Here is a 25077-nt window from a genome sequence, read left to right as displayed (position 1 = left end):
TCAGAGAAACAAGCTAAAAAGAGCCGGCTGGAATGACGACTATCGGGCTCAGTTATTCTTTGGTTAAAATATCAACAAAGTGTGCTCCCGCCCTGATCAGCATGGATGTCAGCATCCGACCTCCTTCAGCACAGCGTCAACACAACCAACCACTGGTGGTCGACGGCTGGCGTTGGCACCAAAAACAAAAGGGTCTGACAATGCAGACCCTTTGAATGTGACCTCGTGGCGATTACTGCTTGGTGCCGTGAGGAGACTTGAGGTAACGGAAGAACTCGCTGTCCGGCTTCAACACCATCAGGTCGTTGCCACCGGCGAAGCTCTTGCGATAGGCCTCCATGCTACGCACGAAGCTGAAAAACTCGGGGTCTTTCTTGTAGCTGTCGGCATAGATCTTGGCGGCTTCCGCATCCCCTTCACCGCGCAGCTGGCGAGCGTTACTCTCGGCGTCAGCGATCATGACGGTTACCTTGCGGTCGATATCGGCACGCAGGATTTCAGCCTTCTCGCGACCCTGAGAGCGGTGCTCACGGGCGACTGCGGTACGCTCGGCGCGCATCCGCTGGTAGATGGAGTTGGAGACTTCCACCGGCAGGTTGATCTGCTTGATCCGCACATCCACCACCTTGATGCCGAGCTCGGAGGAGCGCGCCATCTTCTTCAGGGCATCTTCCATCACGGTACTGCGCTCACCGGAGACGATATCCTTGATAGTACGATTACCGATCTCGGAACGCAGACCGTTGTTGATCTTGCGCTTGAGCAGATCTTCAGCCTGCAGCTTGTTGCCACCACCAGTTGCCAGGTAGTACTTGGAGAAGTCCTCGATCTTCCACTTCACGTAGGAGTCGATGATCAGGTCTTTCTTCTCGGAGGTAACAAAACGGTCGGCCTGGCTGTCAATGGTCTGGATGCGGGCATCCATCTTGCGAACCTGGTCGATGAGCGGCACCTTGAAATGCAGGCCCGGCTCATAGAGGCGGGGTTCACCGGAGTCAACCCGTTTCACCTTGCCAAACTGCACCACAATCCCCTTCTGACCTTCATCAACGATAAAGACAGAGGAGAAGCAGACCATGGCCGCGACAGCGATTGCACCAATAGCTAGCTTTTTCATCTATCAGTTTCTCCCTGAGCTGAAGCGGTCACCGCTACGCAGCGGCATTGTCGGGGTAGAGTTGGCACCCTCGTTGGAAACGGGGACCTGCTCTGTGACCGGGGCGGCAGTGGCACGATCAGACTGGGTTACCTTCGGTTTGCCAGACAGCTTGTCGAGCGGCAGGTAGATCATGCTGTTGTTGCCAGCCGGCATGTCGACCACCACCTTGTTGGCCTGCTGATAGAGCTCTTCCATCGTTTCCAGATAGATACGCTCACGGGTCAGCTCGGGGGCAGCCAGATACTGGGGCAGCAGCTCGTTGAAGCGAGCGACTTCACCCTGGGCTTTCAACACGATCTGGGATTTGTAAGCTTCCGCTTCCTGCTCCAGACGCTTCACCTGGCCACGGGCCTTGGGCTCCACTTCACGGGCATAGGCTTCTGCTTCACGAATGAAGCGCTGTTCATCTTCCTGAGCGGAGATGGCGTCATCAAAGGCGTCTTTCACCTCTTCCGGCGGACGCGCCGGCAGGAAGTTGACGTCGACGATCTGCAGACCCATCTGGTAGGGCTCGATGATGCCATCGATCACCTGCCAGGTCTCCTGACGCACCTTCTCACGACCGGTAGTCAGGACGTCATCCATCCGGGTATGACCCACCACGTAGCGCAGAGCGCTATCGGTGGCCTGACCCAGACTCTCGTCGGCATTGGTCACGCTGAACAGATACTGCTCGGGATTGACCACACGGTACTGCACGTCCATCTCGACCCGTACCACGTTCTCATCCTGAGTCAGCATGAAACCGGAGGCAGGCAGGGAGCGCACGGACTCGACGTCCACCGGGATCACCTGATCGATAAAGGTCGGCTTCCAGCGCAGGCCCGGCTCGACAATATGGGAAAACTTGCCAAACCGCAGCACGGCACCACGCTCCGCTTCGCGAATGGTGTAGAAGCCGCTGACGACCCACACCACCACAGCCACAACCAGCGCGATGGAGATACCAAAGCGACCTACATCGCCGCCAGATTTGCCGCCACCAAACAAGCCACCGAAACGGCGACTCACTTTGCGCAGCATTTCATCCAGATCAGGGGGTCCCTGATTCTTGCCGTTATTCCCCCAAGGGTCACGGTCTTTGCCGTTGTTACCAGGCTCATTCCAAGCCATCAGCGTCTCCATTAATACATGCGGATGGATATCATCTCTATCGGGCCATCATACGTTGCGAAGCCCCTAAGGGTTCATCTTCATCAACGAATCAATGCCTGATAAAGCGTTGTAAACTCTCACCTTCCTGTTTCACGAGGCGGTTCCAGTCGGCCACTTGCAAGCGGACTTCCAGCACGAAATCACCCTCCTCGCTAAAACCTTCCTGCTCAATCCCTTTCAGCTGATAGAGCGCACTGCGCAATCTCGCGGCAGAAGGAGGCAACTGCAGGGTGTGATGCACCATGGAGCCAGCCAGCAATTCGGTCAGCGCCGTAAACAGATGCTCACAACCTTCACCAGTCTGGGCCGATAACCAGACGCGCAACGGGCGCCCCTCGTCATCTCGCTCCAGACCTGCCGGACGATCCGCCAGCTTGTCGATCTTGTTGCAGATCATCAGCTGGGGCCTGTCATCGGCTTCAATCTCGGCCAATACCTGCTGCACGGAGTCGATATTCTCCTGCATCTGCTCATCGGCACAGTCCACCACATGCAGCAGCAGATCCGCTTCACGGGTCTCCTGCAGGGTCGCCTTGAAGGCCGCGACCAGATCATGGGGCAAGTGTCGAATAAATCCAACTGTATCCGCCAAAATCACATCACCCACATCCCGGATCACCAGTTTACGCAGGGTGGGATCCAGAGTTGCGAACAATTGGTCGGCAGCATACACGCTGGCAGCTGTAAGTTGGTTGAACAAAGTGGACTTTCCGGCGTTGGTATAACCAACCAGTGACACCGTCGGTACTTCATTGCGGTTGCGGGCGCGGCGTCCCTGCTCCCGCTGCTTGGCCACCTTGTCGAGCCGACGCAAAATCGCCTTGATGCGTTCCCGCAGCAGACGTCGGTCAGTTTCAAGCTGGGTTTCACCCGGGCCACGCAGACCGATCCCGCCCTTTTGACGCTCAAGGTGGGTCCAGCCTCGCACCAGACGAGTGGAAAGATGGCGCAACTGGGCCAGTTCGACCTGCAGTTTACCTTCGTGGGTACGGGCGCGCTGGGCAAAGATATCGAGGATCAGGCCGGTTCGGTCCACCACCCGGCACTGGAACAGACGCTCCAGGTTGCGCTCCTGGGCAGGGGTCAGGGCATGGTTGAAGATGACGACGTCGGCATCCAGCATCTGGACTTGGGACGCGATCTCTTCAGCCTTGCCACTGCCGACAAAAAATTTGGCACTGGGCGCACTGCGACTGGTGGTAATTACCCCCAGCGCATTGACTCCGGCCGAGCTCACCAACATCTTGAGCTCTTCCAGATCTTCCCGCTCACCCTCATCACTGAAGTTGACATGCACCAGAACGGCCTGTTCGCCAGCTTCATAACGGTCAAACAAGCGCTTGCTCCTTAACAGGAATCATGATGAATCTGAGTTGGCGAGTCGACTCGCCCAGGGATATCACGCCTCGGCATCACCCTGTTCATCAGCCGCGCCACCCGGAGTGGGCTGGTGATGATTGACGGCACGGGCCGGTACGACAGTCGAGATGGCGTGCTTGTAAACCATCTGGCTCACGGTGTTTTTCAGCAGGATAACAAACTGGTCAAAAGACTCGATCTGACCTTGCAGTTTGATGCCGTTCACCAAATAGATAGAAACAGGAATCCGCTCACGGCGCAGCGCATTCAAAAACGGGTCTTGGAGAGATTGCCCCTTAGCCATTTTTCTTTTCCTTATAGTTTGTTGTTTTTAAACACCGAATATCAATATAACAACCTGATTATACAGGGAGTGTCAAGCCGCACCAGCGCGAGCAAGCACGCGGTCGAGATTGCCAGACTCACCAGATTCCAACCAAGTCACATCGGGCCAGCCGCGCAACCAGGTCATCTGTCGTTTTGCCAATTGGCGTGTGGCAACAATGCCACGATAACGCATCTCATCATACCCCACTTCACCGCACAGGTAGTCCCACATTTGGCGATAACCCACACAGCGAATGGAGGGGAGATCCGGGGTCAGATCGCCGCGCGCCATCAGCGCACGAACCTCCTGTTCAAAGCCACCTTGCAGCATCTTGTCAAAGCGCTGTTCGATCCGCTGATGCAGCACGGCGCGATCGCTCGGGGCGATGGCAAACTGCTGCACCCGATAGGGCAAGCCCTCCCCCTGCACCTGCGTCAGCTCGGTAAGGGTCTTGCCGCTGATGCGGTAGACCTCCAGCGCCCGGGAGAGTCGCTGCGGGTCATTGGGGTGGATCCGCGCACCGGCCACCGGGTCGATGCGCACCAGCTCATCGTGCAGCGCCTGCCAACCGAGGCGGGCAGCCTCTTCCTCAATCCCGGCACGAATGGCGGGATCGGCAGAGGGCAGCGGGGACAATCCCTCAAGCAGCGCCTTGAAATAGAGCATGGTGCCGCCCACCAGCAGCGGAATGCGGCCGCGATCGGCGATCTCTTTCATCTCCCGCAGGGCATCCTTGCAAAAATCGGCTGCCGAATAGCTCATGGCGGGGTCAAGAATGTCGATCAGCCGGTGCGGGGCCCGCGCCAGTTCATCAGCAGTCGGCTTGGCCGTACCTATATCCATGCCGCGATAGATCAGTGCAGAATCGACGCTGATGATGTCGCAGGGCAGCGCCTGGCACAGTTCAATGGCGAGATCCGTCTTGCCGGAGGCCGTCGGCCCCATCAGAAAAATTGCGGTCGGCAAGTCACTCGCCATGTTCAAACTCCTCCAGCACGGTCGCCAGCGAAAGGGGGCGCACCATGCGAATGTCTGCCAGTTGGTCACTGAAATCGGTCACAAGTTCCGTCAGCAGACGACTGGCAGTTGAAAAATCGTATATCTTCTCGCGGCTTATCCCCTGCTCCACCAGCCATTGGCATAATACTTCAGCCTGCTGACCAGCATCACTGTCAGATCCGCCCTCGATAATTTGCAGCAATTCGGGTAACAGACGCACCAGATCGGTCTGGCGCAGCAGAGCCGGCACCCGAGTCAGGATCATGGTGTCGCGCCCCCCGCTTTTCAACTCCAGCCCCATCCGTTTCAGCAAACGTTCCTGCTCGGTCACCAGCGCGATAAAATTCTTCGGCAATTTGAAGGAGACCGGCAGCAACAGTGGCTGGGCCGCCAGTCCCTGGCCCCAGGTCTCCAGCAGCCAGTGGCGCAACAGCACCCGCTCGGCGCGCACCAGCGAGAGCAGCGCCAGCTGATTATCCCGCTCGATCAACAGGTAGGCCTGATCCACCAGTGTCAGGGCGCGACATCCCCCCTGTTTGGGTGACGGCACTGTGTCGGTGGACTGTGCGGGAGCTGCCTCAGTCGCTGTTGCGATAGGCAGCGTAGTGAGCAGAGCGCCCATGCCGCGCATCGCCTCCCGGCTTGGGGGCTCGGGCGGTTGATAATTGCTGGCTCGGCCAGCCCCACCGCCCCCCTCCCGCACCTGTGCAGGTGCCCGGTAGCTGTGCTCGGCACCGTACCATTCGGGACGTGGCGCCTGACCGGGGTATTCAATCTGCGGACTGACCGGCAACTCGACCAGGGTTTCGGCCAGCGGAGTGTCCTGATGAGCGGTGCTCACCCCTTCGCGGCGCAGCGCGGTAAACAGCGCCTGAAAGATAAAGTCGTGGATCAGCCGCGCCTGATGGAAGCGCACCTCATGCTTGGCCGGGTGGACGTTGACATCCACCTGACGGGGATCCAGCTCGATATAGAGCACATAGGCGGCGAAGCGGTCGGGAGGCAGCAACTCGTCATAGGCCTGACGAATGGCGTGGTTGATGAGCTTGTCGCGCATCATCCGGCCGTTGACATAGGTGTATTGCAGGTCGTTTTGCGGTCTTGCCCCCTCCGGAGTCGCCAGCCAGCCCCACAGACGCACATCGCTATGCTCGCTCTCCACCGCCAGCGCATGGTGCATGAAGGGGGTGCCGCAAACGGCGGCGAGACGTCGCTCCTGCTCCGGCACGGTATTGGCGGACTTGTACTGGCGCACCACCTTGCCATTGTGGCGCAGGATCAGGGTGGCATCGAAGCGGGAGAGCGCGATGCGGCGCACCAGCTCGTCGATATGGGCAAACTCGGTCTTTTCACTGCGCATGAACTTGCGCCGCGCCGGGGTATTGAAGAAGAGATCCACCACCTCCACCGTGGTGCCCACAGGATGGGCCGCCGGCTTGATGGTGACGCTCATCTCCCGCCCTTCCGCCTGGGCTTGCCAGGCTTCGGACTGCTCGGCGGTACGGGAGGTGAAAGTGAGACGGGAGACCGAGCTGATGGAGGCGAGCGCCTCACCACGAAAGCCGAGGCTGTTGATCCCTTCCAGATCATCCAGCGTGGCCACCTTGGAGGTCGCATGACGCGACAGCGCCAGCACCAGCTCGTCTTTGGCGACGCCACAGCCGTTGTCACGGATGCGGATCAGCTTGGCTCCCCCTTTGTCGATGTCGATCTCGACCCGGTCGGCCCCCGCATCCAGGCTGTTCTCCACCAGCTCTTTCACCACAGAAGAGGGCCGCTCCACCACCTCTCCGGCTGCAATCTGGTTAGCCAGAATGGGTGGCAAAATACGGATCGGCATCATTTACTCCTGAATTTCTATCTTGCGGATGGTCAGTCTCTTAAGGCTCCAGGAGTGCCGCTCCACCACCTCTCCACCAACCGGAATCTGGTTGGCAAGGATAGGGGGCAATATACGGATCGGCATCACTTGCTCCTGAATTTCAATCTTGCTGATGGTATTCGCTAACAGCGGGAGCGGCATCGCCCGCTCCCGCGCGTCAGTTTTGCGGAATGTAGAGCACCTGCCCTACCTGAATATTCCGCGACTTGAGCTTGTTGATCTCCACCAGCCGTGCCTGACTCACCCCATGCTTCTCGGCAAGGCGGGAGAGACTCTCCCCCCGCTTGACCACATGGCGGATCATCTGCGACTTGTCGTCACTGCGAACGGGGGCGGCAGCGCGGCTCTGCCCCTGCTGAGGGATATAGATAGTCTGACCAATCTGAATATCCCGGCTGCGCAGCTGGTTGATCTCCACCAGAGTGGACTGACTCACTCCATGCTTCTCGGCAAGGCGAGAGAGGCTCTCGCCCCGTTTGACCACATGGCGGAGCATCTGCGATTTGTCATAGTCCCCCACACTGCTGACCGGTGCACCGCTCTCCTGCGCTGCCGCCGAGTATGGCTTGATCACCCCGGCGCCGGAGCCGCTCCCAGCACCGCCGTCGCGGGCGGTGGCGGGCATCTTGTTGGTCACCACCGGCTGCGACTGTGTCTGCCTGGGCTGGCTCACAGGCTGCCGGGCTACCGGTGCAGGGCGAGTGGTCGCGACAGGTTGGCTCACCTGCCCCTTGCCGGTCAGCATGGCCCCCTTGGTCGGGTGGGCGCGGTAGTAGTTGCGGATCCCCTCGAAGATGGCGCGGGCCAGCTGGTCCTGATAGCTGGCGGTAGCCAGCAGCTTCTCTTCCGCATGGTTGGAGATAAACCCAGTTTCAACCAGCACCGAGGGAATATCCGGCGCCTTCAGCACCGCCAGACTGGCGTGCTCCGGCGCCTTCTTGTGCAGTCGGGCAACCTTGCCCATGGAGCGCAGGATCTGGCGGCTGACGTCATACCCTTCGGCACGGGACTTGTCCATGGATAGGTCGAGGAAGGTCTGCGCCAGATAGGGGTTGGGATCGGATTCCGCCAACACCTTGCCGACACCGCCCAGCAGCTCGCCCTGCTTCTCTTGCTTCTCCAGCCAGCTGCCCATCTCGCGGTTGGCACGGTTGGTCGAGAGGACCCAGACAGAGGCGCCGCGCGGAGTAGAGTTGTGGAAGCTGTCCGCATGGACCGACACCAGCAGATCCGCCTTGGCCTTGCGGGCAATCTCGGAGCGCTTGTTGAGGTCGACGAAGTAGTCGCCACGACGGGTCATCACGGCTCGCATCCCCGGCTCGCGGTCGATCAGTGCCGCCAGCTTCTGGGAGACCGCCAGCGTCACCCGCTTCTCGTAGGTACGGCGCGGGCCGATGGAGCCCGGGTCTTCCCCGCCGTGGCCCGGGTCGATGGCAATCACCACTCCCTTGCCCTTGCCACCGACAGGCGTGGCTTGTACCGCTGCAGCCGAGCGCTTCTCTTCATAAGGCAGATCGATGACCAGACGGTGGCCATAGGGCCCGGCTGGCGCCAGCGGAAAGACCACCGGCTTGATGGCGGAGCTGAGATCCATCACCAGCCGCAGACCGCCCTTCTCCAGCGGAGTGCTCTGGCGGATCTTGCGCACCAGTTCGCTGTTGTTCTCGATCCGCGCCAGATTGGCGGCGTTGCTCGCCCCTTTCAGGTCGATCACCAGCCGATCCGGGCCGGTGAGGGTGAAATAGTTGAAGTTGGGGGCGCTGCTCATATCGAGCACCACCCGGGTGTTATCCGGTGATGGCCAGATTCGTACGCTCTTGAGCTGATTCGCCCAGGAGGGTAACGCCATCAAAGAGAGAGCAATAAGAAGGATCAAGCGCACGTAGATGACAACCGTTCCAGAATGGCTTCGCCAATAGCAGTGCGAGCCTCTATCAGAACCTCGCGCTGCTCGCCTACATAGGTGAGGGTAATTTCCAGGTCGGGAGCCGGTAACCAGCCCTCGCCCTTCTCGGACCACTCCACCAGACAGAGAGTGTTGGCGGCAAAATAGTCCCGAATGCCCATGAATTCCAGCTCTTCCGGATCAGCCAGGCGATAGAGATCAAAATGGTAGACCTGCCAGCCATCGAGCTCATAGGGTTCGACCAGAGTGTAAGTCGGGCTTTTTACCTTGCCCTGATGGCCAAGGCCCTGCACCCAGCCGCGGGTCAGGGTGGTTTTACCGGCGCCAAGCGTGCCATGCAAAAACACTGTGGTCGCCTGCTGGCAGGCTTGTGCCAGACGGCCACCCAGTGCCACGGTTGCTGCCTCGTCCGGCAGTGTCATCATCAACTGTTTTGCCATGTTCTTCTTTTTAACTTGTAATGGTGTCGGGATTAACCAGTTTGCGGATCAGGGGCAGCAAGTCTGACGCCAGCATGCCGCGCTCGCCGTCGGCGGCGGCCTGATCTGCGGCCTCGCCGTGGATCACTGCGCCCAGCCAGCTTGCCATGGTGGCAGACCTGCCCTGGGCCAAAAGGGCGGCGATTATACCAGATAACAGATCGCCCATGCCGCCACTTGCCATGCCGGGATTGCCTTCACAACAGAGAGCGACCCGCTCGCCGTCATAAATAAGTGTTCCCGCCCCTTTTAACAACACCACACCGCCATAACGCCGCTGCAGCGCCTGCACGGCGGCAAACCGGTCGGTTTCAATCTCGGCAATGGTGCATCCCAGCAGGCGCGCCGCTTCGCCGGGATGGGGCGTGAGCACCCAATTATCCTGATGGCGGGCAGATTGCGCCAGCCAATTCAATCCATCGGCGTCCAAAACCAGTGGCAGCCGATCGGTGAGATAACGGGCGATTTGCGCTCTTCCCCACTCATCCTGACCGAGCCCGGGGCCAATGACCCGCACCGACGCCCACCCCTCGTCATCTGCGGTAGTGAGACTCATAAGCTCGGGTTGATAGAGGCTGACCGGCGGATGTTCCGGATGCTGACATACCCGCACCAGCCCAGCCCCCGCCCGCAGGCAGGCGCGGGCCGCCAGCACGATGGCCCCCTGCATGCCGCGATTGCCCCCCACCAGCAGTACCTTGCCATAAGAGCCCTTGTGGGAAGCGCGCGGGCGCGGGGTCAGCTGCGTGCTGAGCAGCGGATAATCGATACGCCAGGCGGCGGGCAGCATAGTGTCATCCGGCGTGACGCCAAGGGGATCACAGTCAAGCTGGCCGACACAATCCACCCCGTCGCCGGTGAGCATCCCCTGCTTGATACCGATAAAGGTGAGGGTGCGAGTGGCCTGCACCACGGCCCCCATGGCACGGCCGGTATCGCCGTTGAGGCCGGAGGGGAGATCCACCGCCAGCACGGGCACAGCCAAGCCATTGATTGTTGCGACGATCTTTGTCAGTAGTGGCGAGAGGGACGTGTTGACGCCGGTGCCAAGCAGGGCATCGACCACCAGATCCGGGGCGGAGTGCTGGTCCCCATCAAACTGCTCGGCCAGCCAGACCCGGCCACCGGCCGCCAGCCACTCATCGGCGGCCCGTCTGGCATCCCCCTTCAGCTGGTCGGGTGCTCTGGCGGCAATCACCACCACCTCGATGCCAATCTGGCGGGCAAGGCGGGCCAGCACATAGCCATCACCGCCGTTATTACCGGGGCCGACGAAGATCCACCAGCAGCGACTGTCGGGCCAATACAGGGTGGCATAGGTGCGCAGCGAGGCACCGGCTCGCTCCATCAGGGCATAGAGAGGTTGCCCCTCACGCGTGGCCCAGTTGCGTTCCAGTAAGCGGATCTGTTCAGTCTGCCACAGCCCCTGTGGTAAACTGCCCCCCTCTTTTGTGCCCAACGCGCCCCTGATGATCTCTACCATGACGGCTCCCGCCTCTTATCAATCGACCCACGCCAGCAAACACCGGCCAGGCCAAGCCGCATGAGCGCACCTGACTTCCACCAGCTGGCCCACGATATCAAGCTCTGGGCACGGGAGCTAGGATTTGACCAGGCGGGCATCACCGACACCGACCTGCGTATCGAAGAGCCGAGATTGCAGGCCTGGCTGGATGCGGGCTATCACGGCAGCATGGATTACATGGCACGTCACGGCATGATGCGGGCGCGCCCCCACGAACTGCTGCCGGGCACGGTGCGGGTGTTGTCGGTGCGGATGAACTACCTGCCGTTCGAGGCGGGCTTTGCCGCGACCCTGCGCGATCCGACCCTCGGCTATATCAGCCGCTATGCCCTCGGCCGCGACTACCACAAGGTGCTACGCAACCGGCTCAAACAGCTGGGTGATCGCATCGAAGCGCGCTGCGCCGAGCTGTTTCAAGGCACCGAAGATACCTTGGGTGAGTGGCGCCCCTTCGTTGACTCCGCCCCCATCCTCGAGCGGCCACTGGCGGCCAAGGCCGGCCTCGGCTGGGTTGGCAAACACTCACTGCTGCTCAACGAATCGGCCGGCTCCTTCTTCTTTCTCGGTGAGCTGTTGCTCAACCTGCCGCTGCCGCTCGACCAGCCAGTGGAGAAGGAGCAGTGCGGCAAGTGTGTCGCCTGCATCAACATCTGCCCGACCGGCGCCATTGTCGCCCCCTATGTGGTAGATGGCCGCCGCTGCATCTCCTATCTCACCATCGAGAATGACGGCCCTATTCCGGAAGAGTTCAGGCCCTTGATGGGCAACCGCATCTACGGCTGCGACGACTGCCAGCTTATCTGCCCCTGGAATCGCTACGCCGATGCCAGCCCGGAACCCGACTTCAGCCCGCGCCCCAGCCTGCACCGCCCGCCCCTGCTGGCGCTGTGGTGCTGGAGCGAGAGCGATTTCCTCAAACAGACCGAGGGGAGCCCGATCCGCCGCATCGGCTATCAACGCTGGCGCCGCAATCTGGCGGTCGCCCTTGGCAATGGCCCGGCCACCCCCGAGGTGATCGCGGCCCTGCAACTGGGGCTGACCACCGCCGAGCCCATGGTGGCCGAACATATCGAATGGGCGCTGGCCACCCTTGCCCGGCGTCAGGATGAAGAGAACAAGAAGACCCGTTTGCTGATCCGCTGCATCGAAAAAGGTCTGTCGGATCACGCATAAGTGATCTGCCCCTTGCCGGATTGCAGCACTTTTTTCATGCTCTGCCGACCTGCAGTGCCCATAACAGCGTGGTCACTGCAAACTGCTCGGCACACAACAAGGACAACACAGATGCATATGTTGGGAGTGGATATTGGAGGCTCAGGGATCAAGGGCTGTCTGGTCGATACCAAAACCGGCGAATTGATTGGCGAGCGCCATCGCATTGCCACACCGCAACCGGCCACCCCGGCCGCCATCGCCCATACCCTCAAGGCGCTGGTCGAACACTTCGACTGGAAAGGACCGGTAGGCTGCGGCTTTCCCGCCACTATCCACAACGGGGTTGCCAAGAGTGCCGCCAACATCGACAAGAGCTGGATCGAAACCGATGCCGAGCATCTGTTTGCCGATGTCACCGGCAAGCCCTGCTATGTGCTGAATGATGCCGATGCCGCCGGTCTGGCCGAGATGCGCTTTGGCGCCGGCAAGGATCGCAAGGGGGTCATCATCCTCATCACGGTCGGCACCGGCATCGGCACCGCCATCTTCGTCAACGGCCATCTGCTGCCCAACACCGAGCTGGGCCATCTGATGCTGGAAGGAATGGTCGCCGAGCACTACTGCTCCGATGCAGCGCGCAAACGGGAAGATCTCTCCTGGAACCGCTGGGGCAAGCGTTTCAACAAGTATCTGGCGCGCCTCGAGTTTCTCTTCTCCCCCGACCTCTTCATTCTGGGGGGCGGCAGCGCAGCCAAGCTGGATAAGTTTGTCGATCGCATCGAGACCCGGGCGCCGCTTATTCCGGCGGCCAGCCTCAATCAGGCGGGCATTATCGGGGCCGCGCTCTACGCGGCCGAGCAGCAGGGTTGACCGACGCTCACGGCAAATCAGCAGATATCCAATGGAAAGGGCCCGGCACTGCTGCCGGGCCCTTTTGTTTGACCGCTATCTTGCGTGCCTGACCGCCATCACTTGTTACATGTCATCGAGTCGGTGCACTCCGTGCACCAGTCGGGTCAGGCGGGTCTGCTCCAGCCTGGCCAGATTCTCGAGCAAGGCGGTGGTGGCCGGTGTCGGGCACTCCCGGGCCAGATGACTCAGCTCGCCCACCAGCTGCTCTTCCCAGCGGCATACCTGAGTGACGATATCCTGGGTCTGGACTGATGCTGGCAGCTCGAAGCGGGTAATGGCCGGCAGCATATCCTCGCTGAAACTCTGGTTCAGCCAGGTCTCCCTGATCGCCTCTCCCAGCTGAGCGGCATATTCGTGCAGATGGGCACTGGCCGCATCCTCACGCCCTTGCAGATAGACCAGCAACATCCGGCTACGTTCGCTGTCCACCTGACTGGTCAAACGCCCGTAACAGAGTCCGAGCTGGTGATGAACCTGCTCAAGATAGTGCAGCAACTCTTTGATCTGTTGGAATCTCATCGCACTGCCCTCCATGCTTGTCGACATCATCAGTATAAAAAACCGGCGCCACCGACCCAATCCCTATCCGCGCCCCCCTTGCGCTGCATCAAGGTTGGCGCCGACAAAGTGGCGATCAGGTGATCCGGTCACGAATAGGGAACGATTTGTGCAGCAATTTGTGCAACGATGGAGGAGCATCAGGCTCGACAGCAGATGTGAACAGAAACGGGCTGACACACTAATAAAACCAGCATTTACCCGATATAAACCATCTTTAATTCGGTTATCTGCCGCAGGGACGAAACAGGATCTGGAAGAGCAACAATACCATTCTGATCGTTATCCGCCTGACAGGAATCCTTATCACTTTTTTAGACGTCTAGACGTAAAAACATGCGTTGACATGGCCATCCAGACATCTTAGCATCATCCTCCAGGATGACAGAGTAACCCAGTGGAACCTCTGCCCAATTTCCCCGCCTGTAGCGCCCTGTGCTTTAAGGCTGTTAGCACGGAAGAATCCATGATTAAGTTGATCGGTCTCAACAAAGTCTACGGTACAGGCAGTGACGCCGTGCACGCCCTGCGTGATGTGAGTCTGCATGTACCCCAAGGCAAAATTTTCGGGGTAATCGGTGCCTCCGGTGCCGGCAAGAGTACCCTCATTCGTTGTGTCAACCTGCTGGAGCGCCCGACAGAGGGTCAAGTCATCGTTGATGGCCAGGATCTGGTCGCCCTGAGCGAACGGGATCTGACCCAGGCTCGCCGCCAGATCGGGATGATTTTCCAGCACTTCAACCTGCTTGCCTCCCGCACCGTCTCCGCCAACATCGCCTTTCCGCTGGAGCTGGCGGGCTGGAGCAAAGAGAAGATCCAGCAACGGGTTGCCGAGCTGCTGGCACTGGTCGGGCTGGAAGCCCGTGCCCAGGCCTATCCGTCCGAGCTTTCCGGCGGTCAGAAACAGCGCGTCGCCATTGCCCGCGCACTGGCACCGGCCCCCAAGGTGCTGCTCTGCGACGAGGCCACCTCTGCTCTCGACCCGCAGACCACCCGCTCGATCCTGACCCTGCTCAAGGAGATCAACGTCAAGCTGGGGCTCACCATCCTGCTCATCACCCACGAGATGGACGTGGTGAAAGGGATCTGTGACGAAGTGGCCATCATCAGCGACGGCCGTCTGATCGAACAGGGCGAAGTGGCCTGGTTCTTCAGCAACGCCAAAACCCAGCTGGCCCGTGACTTCATCCACTCCACCATCCATCTGGAGGTACCGCAGGAGTATCAGGATCGGATGAGCAGTGAGCGGGTGCCGGGCAGCTACCCGCTGGTGAAGCTCGGCTTTACCGGCAGCACAGTCGATACGCCGCTGATCTCCGAGGCGAGCCGCCGGTTCAATATCGACATCAGCATTCTGAGCGCGGACATCGAGTACGCCGGTGGCGTCAAATTCGGTTTCCTGCTGGCCGAGCTGTTCGGGGATGAAGCCCAATGCGAGGCCACCCAGCAGTTCCTTATCGACAACCACATTCAGCTGGAGGTAATGGGTTATGTCCGAAGCCATGATTAATCTGCTCATCACGGCCCTGGGCGACACCCTGATCATGGTGTTTGCCTCCGCTCTGTTCGGCTGCCTGCTGGGTCTGCCGCTCGGCGTGGCACTGCACGTGACCAAGGCGGGCCAGATCCTGGCCAACCCCTTGCTCAACCGTACTCTGGGTATGGTGGTCAACGTGGGTCGCTCGGTGCCCTTTATCATCCTTCTGGTCGCCATCATTCCGCTAACCCGGCTGATTGTCGGCACCAGTATCGGCACCATCGCTGCCATCGTGCCGCTGACTGTCGGTTGCATCCCTTTCATTGCCCGTCTGGTGGAAGGGGCCCTGATGGAAGTGCCGGACGGCCTGCTGGAAGCGGCCAAGGCGATGGGCGCCAAGCCGCTGCAAATCATCACCAAGGTGCTGCTGCCCGAGGCTCTGCCCGGCATCCTCAACAGTGTCACCATTACCCTCGTCACTCTGGTGAACTACTCGGCCATGGCCGGGGCCATCGGTGGCGGTGGTCTGGGGGATGTGGGTATTCGTTATGGTTATCAGCGCTTTGACCCGACCGTCATGCTGGTGACCGTGGTTATCCTGGTAGTACTGGTTCAACTTATCCAGAGCGCGGGTGAGCGCCTGGTCAACAAATGTGATCATCGTTAATCGTCGATTTCTGACAGGAGGTTTTATGAAATTTGGCATCAAATCCGTTGCGGCTGCCCTGCTGGCTGGTCTGGTTCTGGCCGGTTGCGGTCAAAAAGAAGAGAGCAAGGTTCTGAAAGTGGGCGCTATTGCCGGCCCGGAGACCGAACTGGTTGAAGTGGCTGCCAAAGTCGCCAAAGAGAAATACGGTCTGACAGTCGAGGTGGTCAACTTCTCCGACTACGTCACCCCGAACGTGGCGCTGAACGATGGCAGCATCGACGTCAACGCCTTCCAGCACAAACCCTATCTGGATGCGCAAGTACGTGATCGCGACTTCAAGCTGGTGCCGGTTGGCAACACCTTCGTCTACCCGATTGCCGGTTACTCCAAGAAGATCAAGGCGCTGAGCGAACTGAAAGATGGCGCCCAGATCGCGGTACCGAACGATCCGACCAACCTGGGTCGCTCGCTGATCCTGCTGGCCAAACAGGGTCTGATCACCCTGAAGGATGGCGCCGGTCTGGAAGCCACCGTGCTGGATATCGCCAGCAACCCGCGCAACTTCAAGATTGTCGAACTGGAAGCAGCCCAACTGCCCCGTTCACTGGAAGATGTGGATCTCTCCATCATCAACAACACCTTCGCCGGTCAGATTGGTCTGACCCCGACCGAAAACGGCCTGTTTGTTGAAGACAAAGAGTCCCCCTACGTCAACCTGATCGTTGCACGCGACAACAACAAGGATGACGAGAAGGTCAAACAGTTCGTCCAGTCCTATCAGACCGACGAGGTCTACAAGAAGGGTCTCGAGCTGTTCAAGGGTGGCCTGGTAAAAGGTTGGTAATTGCTCACTTGGCAAAAAAGGCCACGCAATGCGTGGCCTTTTTTATTGGCGCCGCTATCATATCCGCGAGCACGGCAACACGAACATACTCATAATATGAAAAAATGGTATCTGGCCTACTGCAAGCCAAAAGAAGAGGCCCGCGCCCGCGCCCACCTCGATGCCCAGGGTATCGAATCCTATTACCCCATGGTGGAGATCGAGAAGCTGCGCCGGGGCAAGCGAGTTCCGGTACGGGAACCCATGTTTCCCAACTATCTGTTTATCTTCGTCGATCTGGAAGAGGTGACACCGGTCACCCTGAAATCGACCCGTGGCATCAGCCGGATCATCCACTTTGGCAGTGAATGGACCCCGATCAGCAGCAAGCTGGTCTATCAGCTGATGAGTCGTGATGACAGCGACGAGGCACGAGCCTGCTACGCCAACCTGCCCTGCTCGGGCGACAAGGTGCTGATTGAAGAGGGGCCACTGGCTGGCTTCGAAGCCATCTACATGGAACCGGATGGGGACAAACGGGCGATTTTGCTGGTCAGCCTGCTCAATCGCGAAACCACCAGCAGCTTCGACAACCACGCCTTCAGACGGCTGGACTAAACCAACAGTCCAAACGACCGGATAAATGGTAAGGGCGGGGTGATCCCGCCATCTCACGCGTCAAGATCAAAGCGGGCGATCACCGCCGTCAGCTTGCCGGTATCGCCAGCCAGTCTGGCTACGATCTCCTCCCCCTGCTGACTGCGTTGGCAGGATTGCCGACTGAGCGCGGCAATGTCATCGACCGTCCCGGCCACCTCGGCGGCCACCCGTGACTGCTGCTCGGTCGCCACCGAAATGGCCTCCAGCTGACCCGACAGCGACTGCACCAGCTGGTTCATGGCACTCAGGGTATCGGTCACCAATCCAACTGCATCCCGCCCTTGCTCCACCAACCGGGTTCCGCTGCTGACGGTACTTACCGTCTGGCGAGTCTGCTGGGAGATGGCCGCAATAGTCTGGCTGATCTCGGCGGTGGATTGATGGGTGCGGGTTGCCAGCTGGCGAACCTCATCGGCCACCACCGCAAAACCACGCCCCTGCTCGCCTGCCCGCGCCGCTTCTATCGCCGCATTGAGTGCCAGCAGATTGGTCTGCTCGGCTATAGTGGCGATCACCTCGGTGATCTGCCCCACCTGTTCACTCTGATGCTCCAGCAGCCCCATGGCTTCGTTGGCCTGTCCAATCATGGCGGCAATCTGCTGCATGGTATCGCTCATTCGTGCCAGCGCGGCCTCTCCCTGACGGGTCTGCTGCCGCACCTGATGGGCACCATCCGCCACACCGGCAATGTTGCCAGCCACATCACGGGCGCTAACCGACATCTGATCGATAGCCGCCGCCACCGCATCGACCCGCTGATCCTGCTCCGTCAGATCCGCCACTATGGCTCTGGTAGTGCTGCCCACATCGAGACAGGCCACCTCGACCTGCCCCACAGCCCCCTGCAACTCCCCGACCAGATGATGTAACTGGGCAGACATCCGGTTGATGGAACCGGTCAATTCTCCCAACTCATCCTGCCCTGTGATTGGCAAGGGCTCGGCCGCCAGCCGGCCATCCGCAACCTGCGCCGCCCGGGTCACCAGACAGGTAATGTCACGGGTCAGACGGCGACTAAAGAGCCAGGCGACCACCATGCCAAGCACGATGGCGCTGCCGGTAGCCAACAGCAGAGTCTGGTTGATGGCCCTCCCGGCTCCAGTCATCTGCGCCGAAATCTGATCCACCTCGGCACGGGTTTTCTCCACCTGCTGGACCAGCTGCTCACTGAGGCTGGACTGCATCGGCTCGATGTCGGTGGCCATCAGGTAGTTTGCCTGATCCCAATCCGGCGCCTGGCGTTTCTCGATCACCTGCCCCACCAACTCGGAGAAGGGGGTCGCCATCTCTTCAAACAGCTGCCAGAGGCTCTGCTGGGTGTCAGTAAAGAGCGCGGCTTGCTGTTTAACCTCAGCCACACGCTGCTGATGAAACTGGTAGTAATCCTGATACTTGCTGCGGTATTCGGGGTCGCCTGAGATAAGAAAATCCCGCAGGGCTGAGAGAGCGTTGGCGAGGCTGTTATAGGCATCCCCCACCTGTTTGAGCAGCATGCGGCGATCGCCGGAGAGTTGATCCTGCGGAGTACCAACTTCTTCATTGGCAAAGGATTGCAGCTGATCGAGCGCAGCCTCCGCCAGCGGCCCCGCCTCCTGCAACATCAGGGTGTGAGCGGGCAGATTCTCTTCACTCTGGGCGATGGTCCACACCTTCTCCTGATTGCTTTTGAAGGTCTCGAGAGACTTGGCGAGCGCCGGACTGAAGGCCTGATGGGCGATGGCTTGCCAGGCCGACTCCCACTCCTGCTTGAGGCGGGAAGCCTGAGCCGGATCCTTGCCGAGGATCAGATAGCCACGCAAGGCAGAAACGGTGGCAACCAGTGCCTTCTGGCTCGCCTCATCCCGCTGCAAAGCGGGCAGCGCCTGCTCCAGCAGGGTGTGTTGGGCCTGATTGATCTGGGTCAGCCGGTAATAGACCAGCGTAGAGGAGAGCAGGATCAGCAGGTTGATAAAACCGAAGCTGAGCAGCAACTTACTTGAGATTTTCATGAACATCCTTGTTCAAACGGAGGGATCCAGCCAACAGAATCAGATAGATATCAGTGTAGGCAATCTATCTTGCCAAGTCCGGTGCCAATTAGCCAATTCACTGCGCGGCATCGGGCGGGCAGAGAAAAATCCCTGACAGAGGTCACAACCGAGCTGAGCCAGCACTCGCCAGGTCGCCTCATCCTCTACCCCTTCCGCCACCGACTTCAGCCCCAGCTTGCGGGCCAACTCGATACTGGACTCGATGATAGCCAAACGTGACGGATCGGCATGGCAGCGATCGACAAAGGAGCGATCCAGCTTGAGTTCGGTGAACGGCAACAGTGCCAGCTGCTGCATTGAGGAGTAGCCGGTACCAAAATCATCGATGGAGAGGCCAAAGCCATGCATCCTTAGCCGGGTCAGCACCTCCAGAGACTTGCCCAGATCCTGTACGAATGCGCTCTCGGTCACCTCCAGAGTGATAAGCTCCGGATTGATACTCCAGCGCTTGCACTGATCAATCAATAAGTTGCAGAGGTCCCCTTCAATGAGTGAGGTGGTAGAGAGGTTCATCGACAGATTGAGTGACAACCCGGTTTCCTCCCATAAATGACCATCACTCAGAGATTTGCTGATGATCACCTCGGTCAACGGATCGATAAGCCCGTTGCTCTCCGCCAGTGAAATAAAACGCCCGGGAGGGATCAGGCCAAACTCGGGGTGTTGCCAGCGGGCCAACGCCTCCATCCCGACCCACTCGCCGGATGCAAAACTCACCTTGGGCTGATACCAGGGCAGCAGTTGATCTTGCTCGATCGCCCGACGCAACTCATCGAGTCCTATTCTGTGCCCCTCTTCCTCCCTGAGGGGTTCCTGCCGGGGTGACCAAGCCTGGATAAGCCGCTGGAGCTGCTGCGGCGTTGAGGGTTTCTCTATGCGACCAAGCACCTGCAAGCCATAAGCGGTACTCATACGCAACACAGCTTCCACCACATCCCCCTCAAGCGCGCTGGAGAGGATAATGCCGCCCTGAAAACCACCCAGCGACAGGCGGCGCAACAGCGCCATGCCATCCATTCCGGGCATTCGCAGATCGCAAAACAGGATATCGACGTTGTGTTGCTGGCTAAGCGCCAACGCCTCGACACCATCAACCGCTTCCAGCAGATTCGGGTAACCCAGGCTGCGGATCTGGTGCAGCAGCGCCTTGCGCTGAAATCCATGGTCTTCCACGACCATGATGACCAACTCATGTTGTGCTTTTTTCATCGAGCCATAATCCAATGTCGTGGGCAATCGCCGTCATCAACCTCTGCACTGGGCTGACCAGATCGTCGAGCTCGTCGAGCCGCTTCAATCGCGCAGCCGATTCCAGCATGGCGGCCTGACTGGCAAGCTCCTCCAACCCGACCATTCGGGCAGCCCCCTTGATCCGGTGGGCTGTCTCGACCAAGGCGCTGGCATCATGACAAATCAGTGCTGCCATCATGGCCTCGCCATCCTGCCGATTGGAATCGAGATACTCCACCGCCATGGCTCGCGCAGTCAGCTCGTCACCAAACAGCGCCAACCAGCGCTCAGCCTGAGTGCCTGTAGCCCCATCAACTGGAGCAACCGCGTTTCTGGTTGGCGTCCTCTCTGCCAGCCAATGGGCCAGCATCTGGCGCAAGATATCCAGCGGGTAGGGCTTCAGTAACATGTCACTCATGCCAGCCTCTACCATACGAGCACTCGCCTCTTCCGACGTATCTGCCGTTACCCCAATGATGGGGGCCGTCACTCCCGCAGCCCGCAACGCCTTGGTCAGAGCATAACCATCCATCACCGGCATATGGCAATCAGTCAAAAGCAGAGAGAATTGCTGTCCCTGCCTGGCCCGTAGAGCCTTCTCGCCATCTTCCACAACCTGAGCCTCGATACCAAGAATGGCCAACTGCCGTGCCAGCAAGGCACGATTGACCGGATGATCATCGGCCACCAGTACTTTGCCACCCAGCTTCTCTGCAAGCGCAGGGAGGATTGGTGTGACCCGCTCCTGTAGTAATTCGTGGCAACTCTCCAGCAGAAGATCCGGATAGAGAGGAGATAGACCCAGACGCCACCATTTTTGTTCACCAATCCGACCCCGTAACGCCTCATCGGGTGACGCTATGATCCCCTTCAGCGCAGAGTGTTGCAGCCAGCTTTGCCATTCCCCTCCCAGCGCTTGCTCAAGCCACCGTTGATCGGCCAACAGCAACCCGTCCAGTGAGCGACTGAGCTCACTGGCCCCCAAGTACCTGAGCTTGGCCCCCTGCCGCACCATGGCCGCTTCGAGGTTAGTGTCATCGCTGAAAAACCACCATTCTGTGTCAGCCAGAGCTGGGGGATCCCACTGCGGATTGGTTAGCGGCACGGTAAAACGGAAGCTGGAGCCCTCTCCTGCCTTGCTGGTCAGTGTCAGTGCCCCCCCCATTTTGCATACCAGCTGCTCACAGATTGCCAACCCCAGTCCGGTGCCACCAAAACGACGGTTGATATCTGACTCCACCTGCTCAAAAGGCGTGAACAGCAGCGCCTGCTTCTCTTCGGCGATCCCGATGCCGGTGTCACTGACACTGATGGTCAATTGCTCGCTCAGGTAGCTGACCCGGATAGTAATCCCCCCTTGTTCGGTAAACTTCACCGCATTGTTGAGCAGGTTGGAGATGACCTGACCGATACGCACCCCATCGATGTCGGCCCAATCCGGCACATGATGCTCCCACTCCAGCACCACGTTGAGCCCCTTGTTATGAGCCAGTGCCGCATGGCCACGAATGGCATCGCAGATCACCGTTTGCAACCGGCTGCTCTGGTAATTCAACTGCAACTGACCCGCTTCTATCTTGGAGAAATCGAGGATGTCATTGACCAGATAGAGCAGGTTATTGGTCGAGGTGACCACATTGCGCACCATAAAACGCTGGTCGTCGTTGAGCTCGCTCATTTGCAGCAATTCGAGCATGCCATGCATGCCTGAAATGGGAGTGCGCAGCTCATGGCTCATGGTTGCCAAAAAGCGGCTGCGAGCCTGCATCGCCTGCTCGGCATAGGCGCGAGCTTCGCGCAGCTCATATTCCTGTTGCTTGAGGGCAGTGATGTCCTGAATCACCCCGTTAAGGATCAATGCCTGCTGCTCCTGTCTGACAAAGTTGCCACGTACTTGCAGATAGCGATCTCCATCAGGTCGCTCCACCTTGACCTCCAGATCGAGGGGCGCCAGAGTCTCGGCATGATTGGCCACCTTGCTGACAAAATCCTGCAGCGCTTCTTCGGTAAAGCCGAACACCTCACCACCCGATTCGGCATTGAACAGATCCTGCCGGGAAGCCCCGAGGATCTCGCGGGCCCCCTGAGAGGCATACAAAAACCGCCCCTTGCCGGGTCCTTGCCACAAATACTGATAGACCACCCCAGGCATGCTGTCGGTAATCTGGGTAAGGCGATTTTCAGCCTGACGGGCGCGCTCCTCCGCCTCCTTGATCCGGCTGACATCGGTCAGTACTGTCAACACCCCCAGCATATTGCCATCGGGATCGCGATAAGGGCGTTTGGCATAGATAACATGGCAGGGCGTACCATCAGCTCGCAGGTTACTGCCTGCCCCCTCCAGATCCTGTCCGGTCTGCCACACCAAACGCTCTTCTTCCAACACACTGTTTCTGAGTGTCTCTGGCATGTTTTGCAGCTCCTCACTGCTACTGCCAGCACCGAGGAAAGCATCGCGATAGGCCTGATTGCACAAGGTGATCCGCTGCTCGCTATCACGTAGCGCCACCATGGTTGGCAGTGAGTTGAGCAAGGTCTGCACAAACAGCAACTGTTCGTTCAGCTTGTCCTCTGCGATTTTGCGCTGCGCAATCTGGCGACGCAAACTGCGAGCCCAGAACATCACCAGCAAACCGCTGACGAGCAAGGCGCCCCCCCCTATGGCCAACCATTTGTAAATCAGGGTGTAATCAGACTCGATATTGACCGACACATTGAGCCAGCGTCGTTCCAGCAGTTGCCACTCCTCATCCGTGATGGTCAGCAGCAACTTGTCCATGATTCGGAGCAACTCGGGCTGAGCATTGTCGACGGCCATACTGATAGGTACGGAAAATTCGGGAGAGCTCAGCACCACCTGATACTTATCATTGAACCCCTTCATCGCCTGCTGTCCCAGATTGGTCATGGTCAACAGCACATATTCGGCTCGCCCAGTATCAAGCAAGGTCAGTAAATCGGCATCTTTGCCTACTTCGATAATATTGGCGCCCAGCGCGTGAATGAGAGAGGCTTCGTAAGAGCCCGTCACACCACCAATCAGACGCCCTTTCAGCTCGACCAACGACTTCAGCGGGCGAGCACCGTGTCTGGCTACAACATAGCTGTCGAACTTCAGATAGGAGGAGGTAAAAGAGGCAAAGGACTGACGATCCTTGAGCGGTGTCATCAAGGGAATAAGGTCCACTTTGTGCTCTTTCAGCAGTTTAAGTGACTCCTGCCAGGTATTTGTCGACGCCAGCTCAAAGCGGATCCCGGAGCGCAGACTCAATAACTTCATCAGGTCTGCCGTATAGCCATGCAATTCACCTTCGTCATCGATTTCACTGATGCCGGCAAATCCGGGGGCAACGGCGAACTTGATGACCTTGTTTCTCTGCTTCAGCCAACTAGCCTCATCTGGTTCCAGCAACAGACCAGCGTTGGCGCGTTCATCTTCCTGATGCAACCGTAATCGTGAGTCTGCAACGGGTATCCGTTGATATGCCTGCCAAAGCTTCTCACTCAGTTCTGGCTGGAGGGAACTGGTCGCCATCGTCAACGTGCTGCCAGAAAGCCACCCAGGAGCGACAACCCCCATTGACGCTGGCATTCTCTCCATCTTGAGGGTAACAATTGGCCCCAACTCAAGATATGCATCGACAGCGCCCAGCTTGACCATATAGGTCACCTCAGTGCGGCTCTCCAGCTCAGTTACATCAGAGATCCCCAAACGCGCCAATTCATTACAACTGCCAAACCCGCGAATACAGACCCAGCGTAACTTGCGCGCCTGCTCCAGGGTCAATTGCTGATCCGGGGTATGCATTAAAATGGAGCGGGCATATGAACCGATACTGCCGATATGGTTTATCCCCTTCAGCTCAAGAGCATTACGTTCGACCCCGATTAATGCATCGATCTGGCCACCTTGGAGAGCAATCTGGGCATCTACGTAGGAGTTGTAGGGGATATAACGCAATGACACGCCCATTTCGGCTGCAATACGCGAGGCCAGCTCCTTGAGCGGACCGGCATAACGCAGGTTGGGGAGTTGATAGATGAAAGGGGGATAACCACCACGGGGAACCCCGACCAGCAGCTCCTTTTGTGCAGAAATTTCGTTACTTGTGCTCTCATCTTGCGGTTGGGGAGCCGCAACAGCCAGCATGCCTGAAAACAACAGCAAAATGGGAAGAAAAAGCTGACGAAGGAGTGGCATAAGGTCTTGTCCTGATAAGTAAAACAGATAGGGCTGCCACCTCTAATCTTGCAGATCCTGACGACGCAAGGCGAGAAAACAATCGCAGCTGTTACAATGAGGGCGGAGAGGATAATACTGAGTCACCAACATGTGAACCTGGAATCAACCGCAAGATGGAAAAATGGCAGGCATGCAGCCTGCCATTTCACTAGCGAGGGGGATCTTATTCTCCCCTTCGCGATCAGGTTATTCGATTCCCGAGGCGGAAGCCGGTTTGATACTCCCGCTCGCGAACGAGGGCGATTTGACCCTGATATCCTTCCAGCCCGATATCCCTGAGCAGGGCGGGTGACAGATTGACCTGCACGAGACGACGCTCGACCCGGGCAATCCTTTTCTGGACCAGGGATTCAACACTGCGCAGTAAAACCAGTTCGATAGACATGACATTCTCCAGTTGAACATGCGGTTCTCCCGGAGAAAGTGGATATCACCCTGCGGGACGAACCGCGGGTGATAAAAAGACAGGGGTTACCTGTTTACGCCACGCGGTAAAAGAGCACGAGATTTCACGCCGCACGCAGTGCCGCGAGAGAATGCAATATTGA

21 protein-coding genes are annotated in these 25077 nt (G+C 58.8%); 6 read left to right on the top strand and 15 right to left on the bottom strand.

The window, feature by feature from the left end; translation table 11 throughout:
• Positions 1-232: 232 nt before the first annotated feature.
• The 10 genes from hflC to AB5Y90_RS02745 all read right to left on the bottom strand — a co-directional run bounded on the left by hflC (position 233) and on the right by AB5Y90_RS02745 (position 10750).
• Entirely contained in the window at positions 233-1117 is an 885-nt protein-coding gene (gene hflC / locus AB5Y90_RS02790) for a protease modulator HflC (protein WP_005339038.1), read from the bottom strand.
• Between the two features lie 3 nt (positions 1118-1120).
• Positions 1121-2272: an FtsH protease activity modulator HflK gene (gene hflK / locus AB5Y90_RS02785; RefSeq protein ID WP_005341060.1), complete on the bottom strand. Its 1152-nt coding sequence runs from the start codon at positions 2270-2272 to the stop codon at positions 1121-1123.
• Positions 2273-2363: 91 nt separating this feature from the next.
• The gene (hflX, locus tag AB5Y90_RS02780; protein ID WP_005339043.1) at positions 2364-3650 is read right to left on the bottom strand and encodes a ribosome rescue GTPase HflX; all 1287 of its coding nucleotides are present in this window, start codon (positions 3648-3650) and stop codon (positions 2364-2366) included.
• Between the two features lie 63 nt (positions 3651-3713).
• Positions 3714-3977 carry an RNA chaperone Hfq gene (hfq, locus tag AB5Y90_RS02775; RefSeq protein WP_005339045.1) on the bottom strand — a complete coding sequence of 88 codons (264 nt, stop codon included), beginning with the start codon at positions 3975-3977 and terminating at the stop codon, positions 3714-3716.
• Between the two features lie 72 nt (positions 3978-4049).
• On the bottom strand, positions 4050-4979 hold the full coding sequence (miaA, locus tag AB5Y90_RS02770; protein ID WP_335875094.1) for a tRNA (adenosine(37)-N6)-dimethylallyltransferase MiaA: 930 nt from the start codon (positions 4977-4979) through the stop codon (positions 4050-4052).
• On the bottom strand, positions 4969-6840 hold the full coding sequence (gene mutL / locus AB5Y90_RS02765) for a DNA mismatch repair endonuclease MutL (RefSeq protein ID WP_368166528.1): 1872 nt from the start codon (positions 6838-6840) through the stop codon (positions 4969-4971). The genes miaA and mutL overlap by 11 nt, the downstream gene beginning before the upstream one ends.
• Positions 6841-6843: 3 nt before the next feature.
• Positions 6844-7023: a hypothetical protein gene (locus tag AB5Y90_RS02760; protein ID WP_201952671.1), complete on the bottom strand. Its 180-nt coding sequence runs from the start codon at positions 7021-7023 to the stop codon at positions 6844-6846.
• A 16-nt stretch (positions 7024-7039) separates the two neighbouring features.
• Positions 7040-8731, bottom strand: a complete 1692-nt coding sequence (locus AB5Y90_RS02755; protein WP_368166526.1) for an N-acetylmuramoyl-L-alanine amidase — start codon at positions 8729-8731, stop codon at positions 7040-7042.
• Positions 8732-8754: 23 nt separating this feature from the next.
• On the bottom strand, positions 8755-9228 hold the full coding sequence (gene tsaE, locus AB5Y90_RS02750; RefSeq protein ID WP_005339056.1) for a tRNA (adenosine(37)-N6)-threonylcarbamoyltransferase complex ATPase subunit type 1 TsaE: 474 nt from the start codon (positions 9226-9228) through the stop codon (positions 8755-8757).
• Positions 9229-9238: 10 nt separating this feature from the next.
• Entirely contained in the window at positions 9239-10750 is a 1512-nt protein-coding gene (locus AB5Y90_RS02745) for an NAD(P)H-hydrate dehydratase (RefSeq protein WP_307895438.1), read from the bottom strand.
• A gap of 60 nt (positions 10751-10810) precedes the next feature.
• Between AB5Y90_RS02745 and queG the strand changes: the two genes are divergently transcribed.
• Positions 10811-11965 (top strand): tRNA epoxyqueuosine(34) reductase QueG, encoded by a 1155-nt coding sequence (gene queG, locus AB5Y90_RS02740; protein ID WP_074042700.1) that lies wholly within the window; start codon positions 10811-10813, stop codon positions 11963-11965.
• A 111-nt stretch (positions 11966-12076) separates the two neighbouring features.
• The gene (ppgK, locus tag AB5Y90_RS02735) at positions 12077-12817 is read left to right on the top strand and encodes a polyphosphate--glucose phosphotransferase (RefSeq protein WP_005339062.1); all 741 of its coding nucleotides are present in this window, start codon (positions 12077-12079) and stop codon (positions 12815-12817) included.
• A gap of 105 nt (positions 12818-12922) precedes the next feature.
• Here the strand turns inward: ppgK and AB5Y90_RS02730 are convergent, their stop codons facing one another.
• Positions 12923-13378 (bottom strand): hypothetical protein, encoded by a 456-nt coding sequence (locus AB5Y90_RS02730; RefSeq protein WP_368166525.1) that lies wholly within the window; start codon positions 13376-13378, stop codon positions 12923-12925.
• Positions 13379-13883: 505 nt separating this feature from the next.
• Between AB5Y90_RS02730 and metN the strand changes: the two genes are divergently transcribed.
• The 4 genes from metN (at position 13884) to rfaH (ending at position 16984) form a co-directional block, all read left to right on the top strand.
• Positions 13884-14927: a methionine ABC transporter ATP-binding protein MetN gene (metN, locus tag AB5Y90_RS02725; RefSeq protein ID WP_204419570.1), complete on the top strand. Its 1044-nt coding sequence runs from the start codon at positions 13884-13886 to the stop codon at positions 14925-14927.
• Entirely contained in the window at positions 14908-15561 is a 654-nt protein-coding gene (locus AB5Y90_RS02720; protein ID WP_005339070.1) for a methionine ABC transporter permease, read from the top strand. Before metN ends, AB5Y90_RS02720 begins: the two co-directional genes overlap by 20 nt.
• A 25-nt stretch (positions 15562-15586) precedes the next feature.
• Positions 15587-16387, top strand: coding sequence for a methionine ABC transporter substrate-binding lipoprotein MetQ (gene metQ, locus AB5Y90_RS02715; RefSeq protein WP_201989616.1), 801 nt, complete (start codon positions 15587-15589; stop codon positions 16385-16387).
• A 96-nt stretch (positions 16388-16483) separates the two neighbouring features.
• Positions 16484-16984, top strand: a complete 501-nt coding sequence (rfaH, locus tag AB5Y90_RS02710; protein ID WP_042059913.1) for a transcription/translation regulatory transformer protein RfaH — start codon at positions 16484-16486, stop codon at positions 16982-16984.
• Between the two features lie 53 nt (positions 16985-17037).
• Here rfaH and AB5Y90_RS02705 read toward each other — a convergent pair whose 3' ends face one another.
• The 4 genes from AB5Y90_RS02705 to AB5Y90_RS02690 form a co-directional block, all read right to left on the bottom strand.
• Positions 17038-19014 carry a methyl-accepting chemotaxis protein gene (locus AB5Y90_RS02705; RefSeq protein WP_368166524.1) on the bottom strand — a complete coding sequence of 659 codons (1977 nt, stop codon included), beginning with the start codon at positions 19012-19014 and terminating at the stop codon, positions 17038-17040.
• 39 nt (positions 19015-19053) lie between these two features.
• Complete coding sequence (locus AB5Y90_RS02700; protein ID WP_368166523.1) at positions 19054-20265, bottom strand: EAL domain-containing protein; 1212 nt, start codon at positions 20263-20265, stop codon at positions 19054-19056.
• A complete protein-coding gene (locus AB5Y90_RS02695; RefSeq protein ID WP_368166522.1) occupies positions 20246-24487 on the bottom strand; it encodes a transporter substrate-binding domain-containing protein in 4242 nt (1413 codons plus the stop codon). Before AB5Y90_RS02695 ends, AB5Y90_RS02700 begins: the two co-directional genes overlap by 20 nt.
• 223 nt (positions 24488-24710) lie before the next feature.
• Positions 24711-24914, bottom strand: a complete 204-nt coding sequence (locus tag AB5Y90_RS02690) for a hypothetical protein (protein WP_076492755.1) — start codon at positions 24912-24914, stop codon at positions 24711-24713.
• Positions 24915-25077 lie beyond the last annotated feature (163 nt).

Source organism: Aeromonas sp. R4-1, assembly GCF_040908325.1.
In the GTDB taxonomy this organism is placed as follows: Bacteria; Pseudomonadota; Gammaproteobacteria; order Enterobacterales; family Aeromonadaceae; genus Aeromonas; species Aeromonas veronii.
The sequence above is the reverse complement of the archived record's forward strand: the minus strand, read 5'-3'. Positions and strand labels throughout refer to the sequence as shown.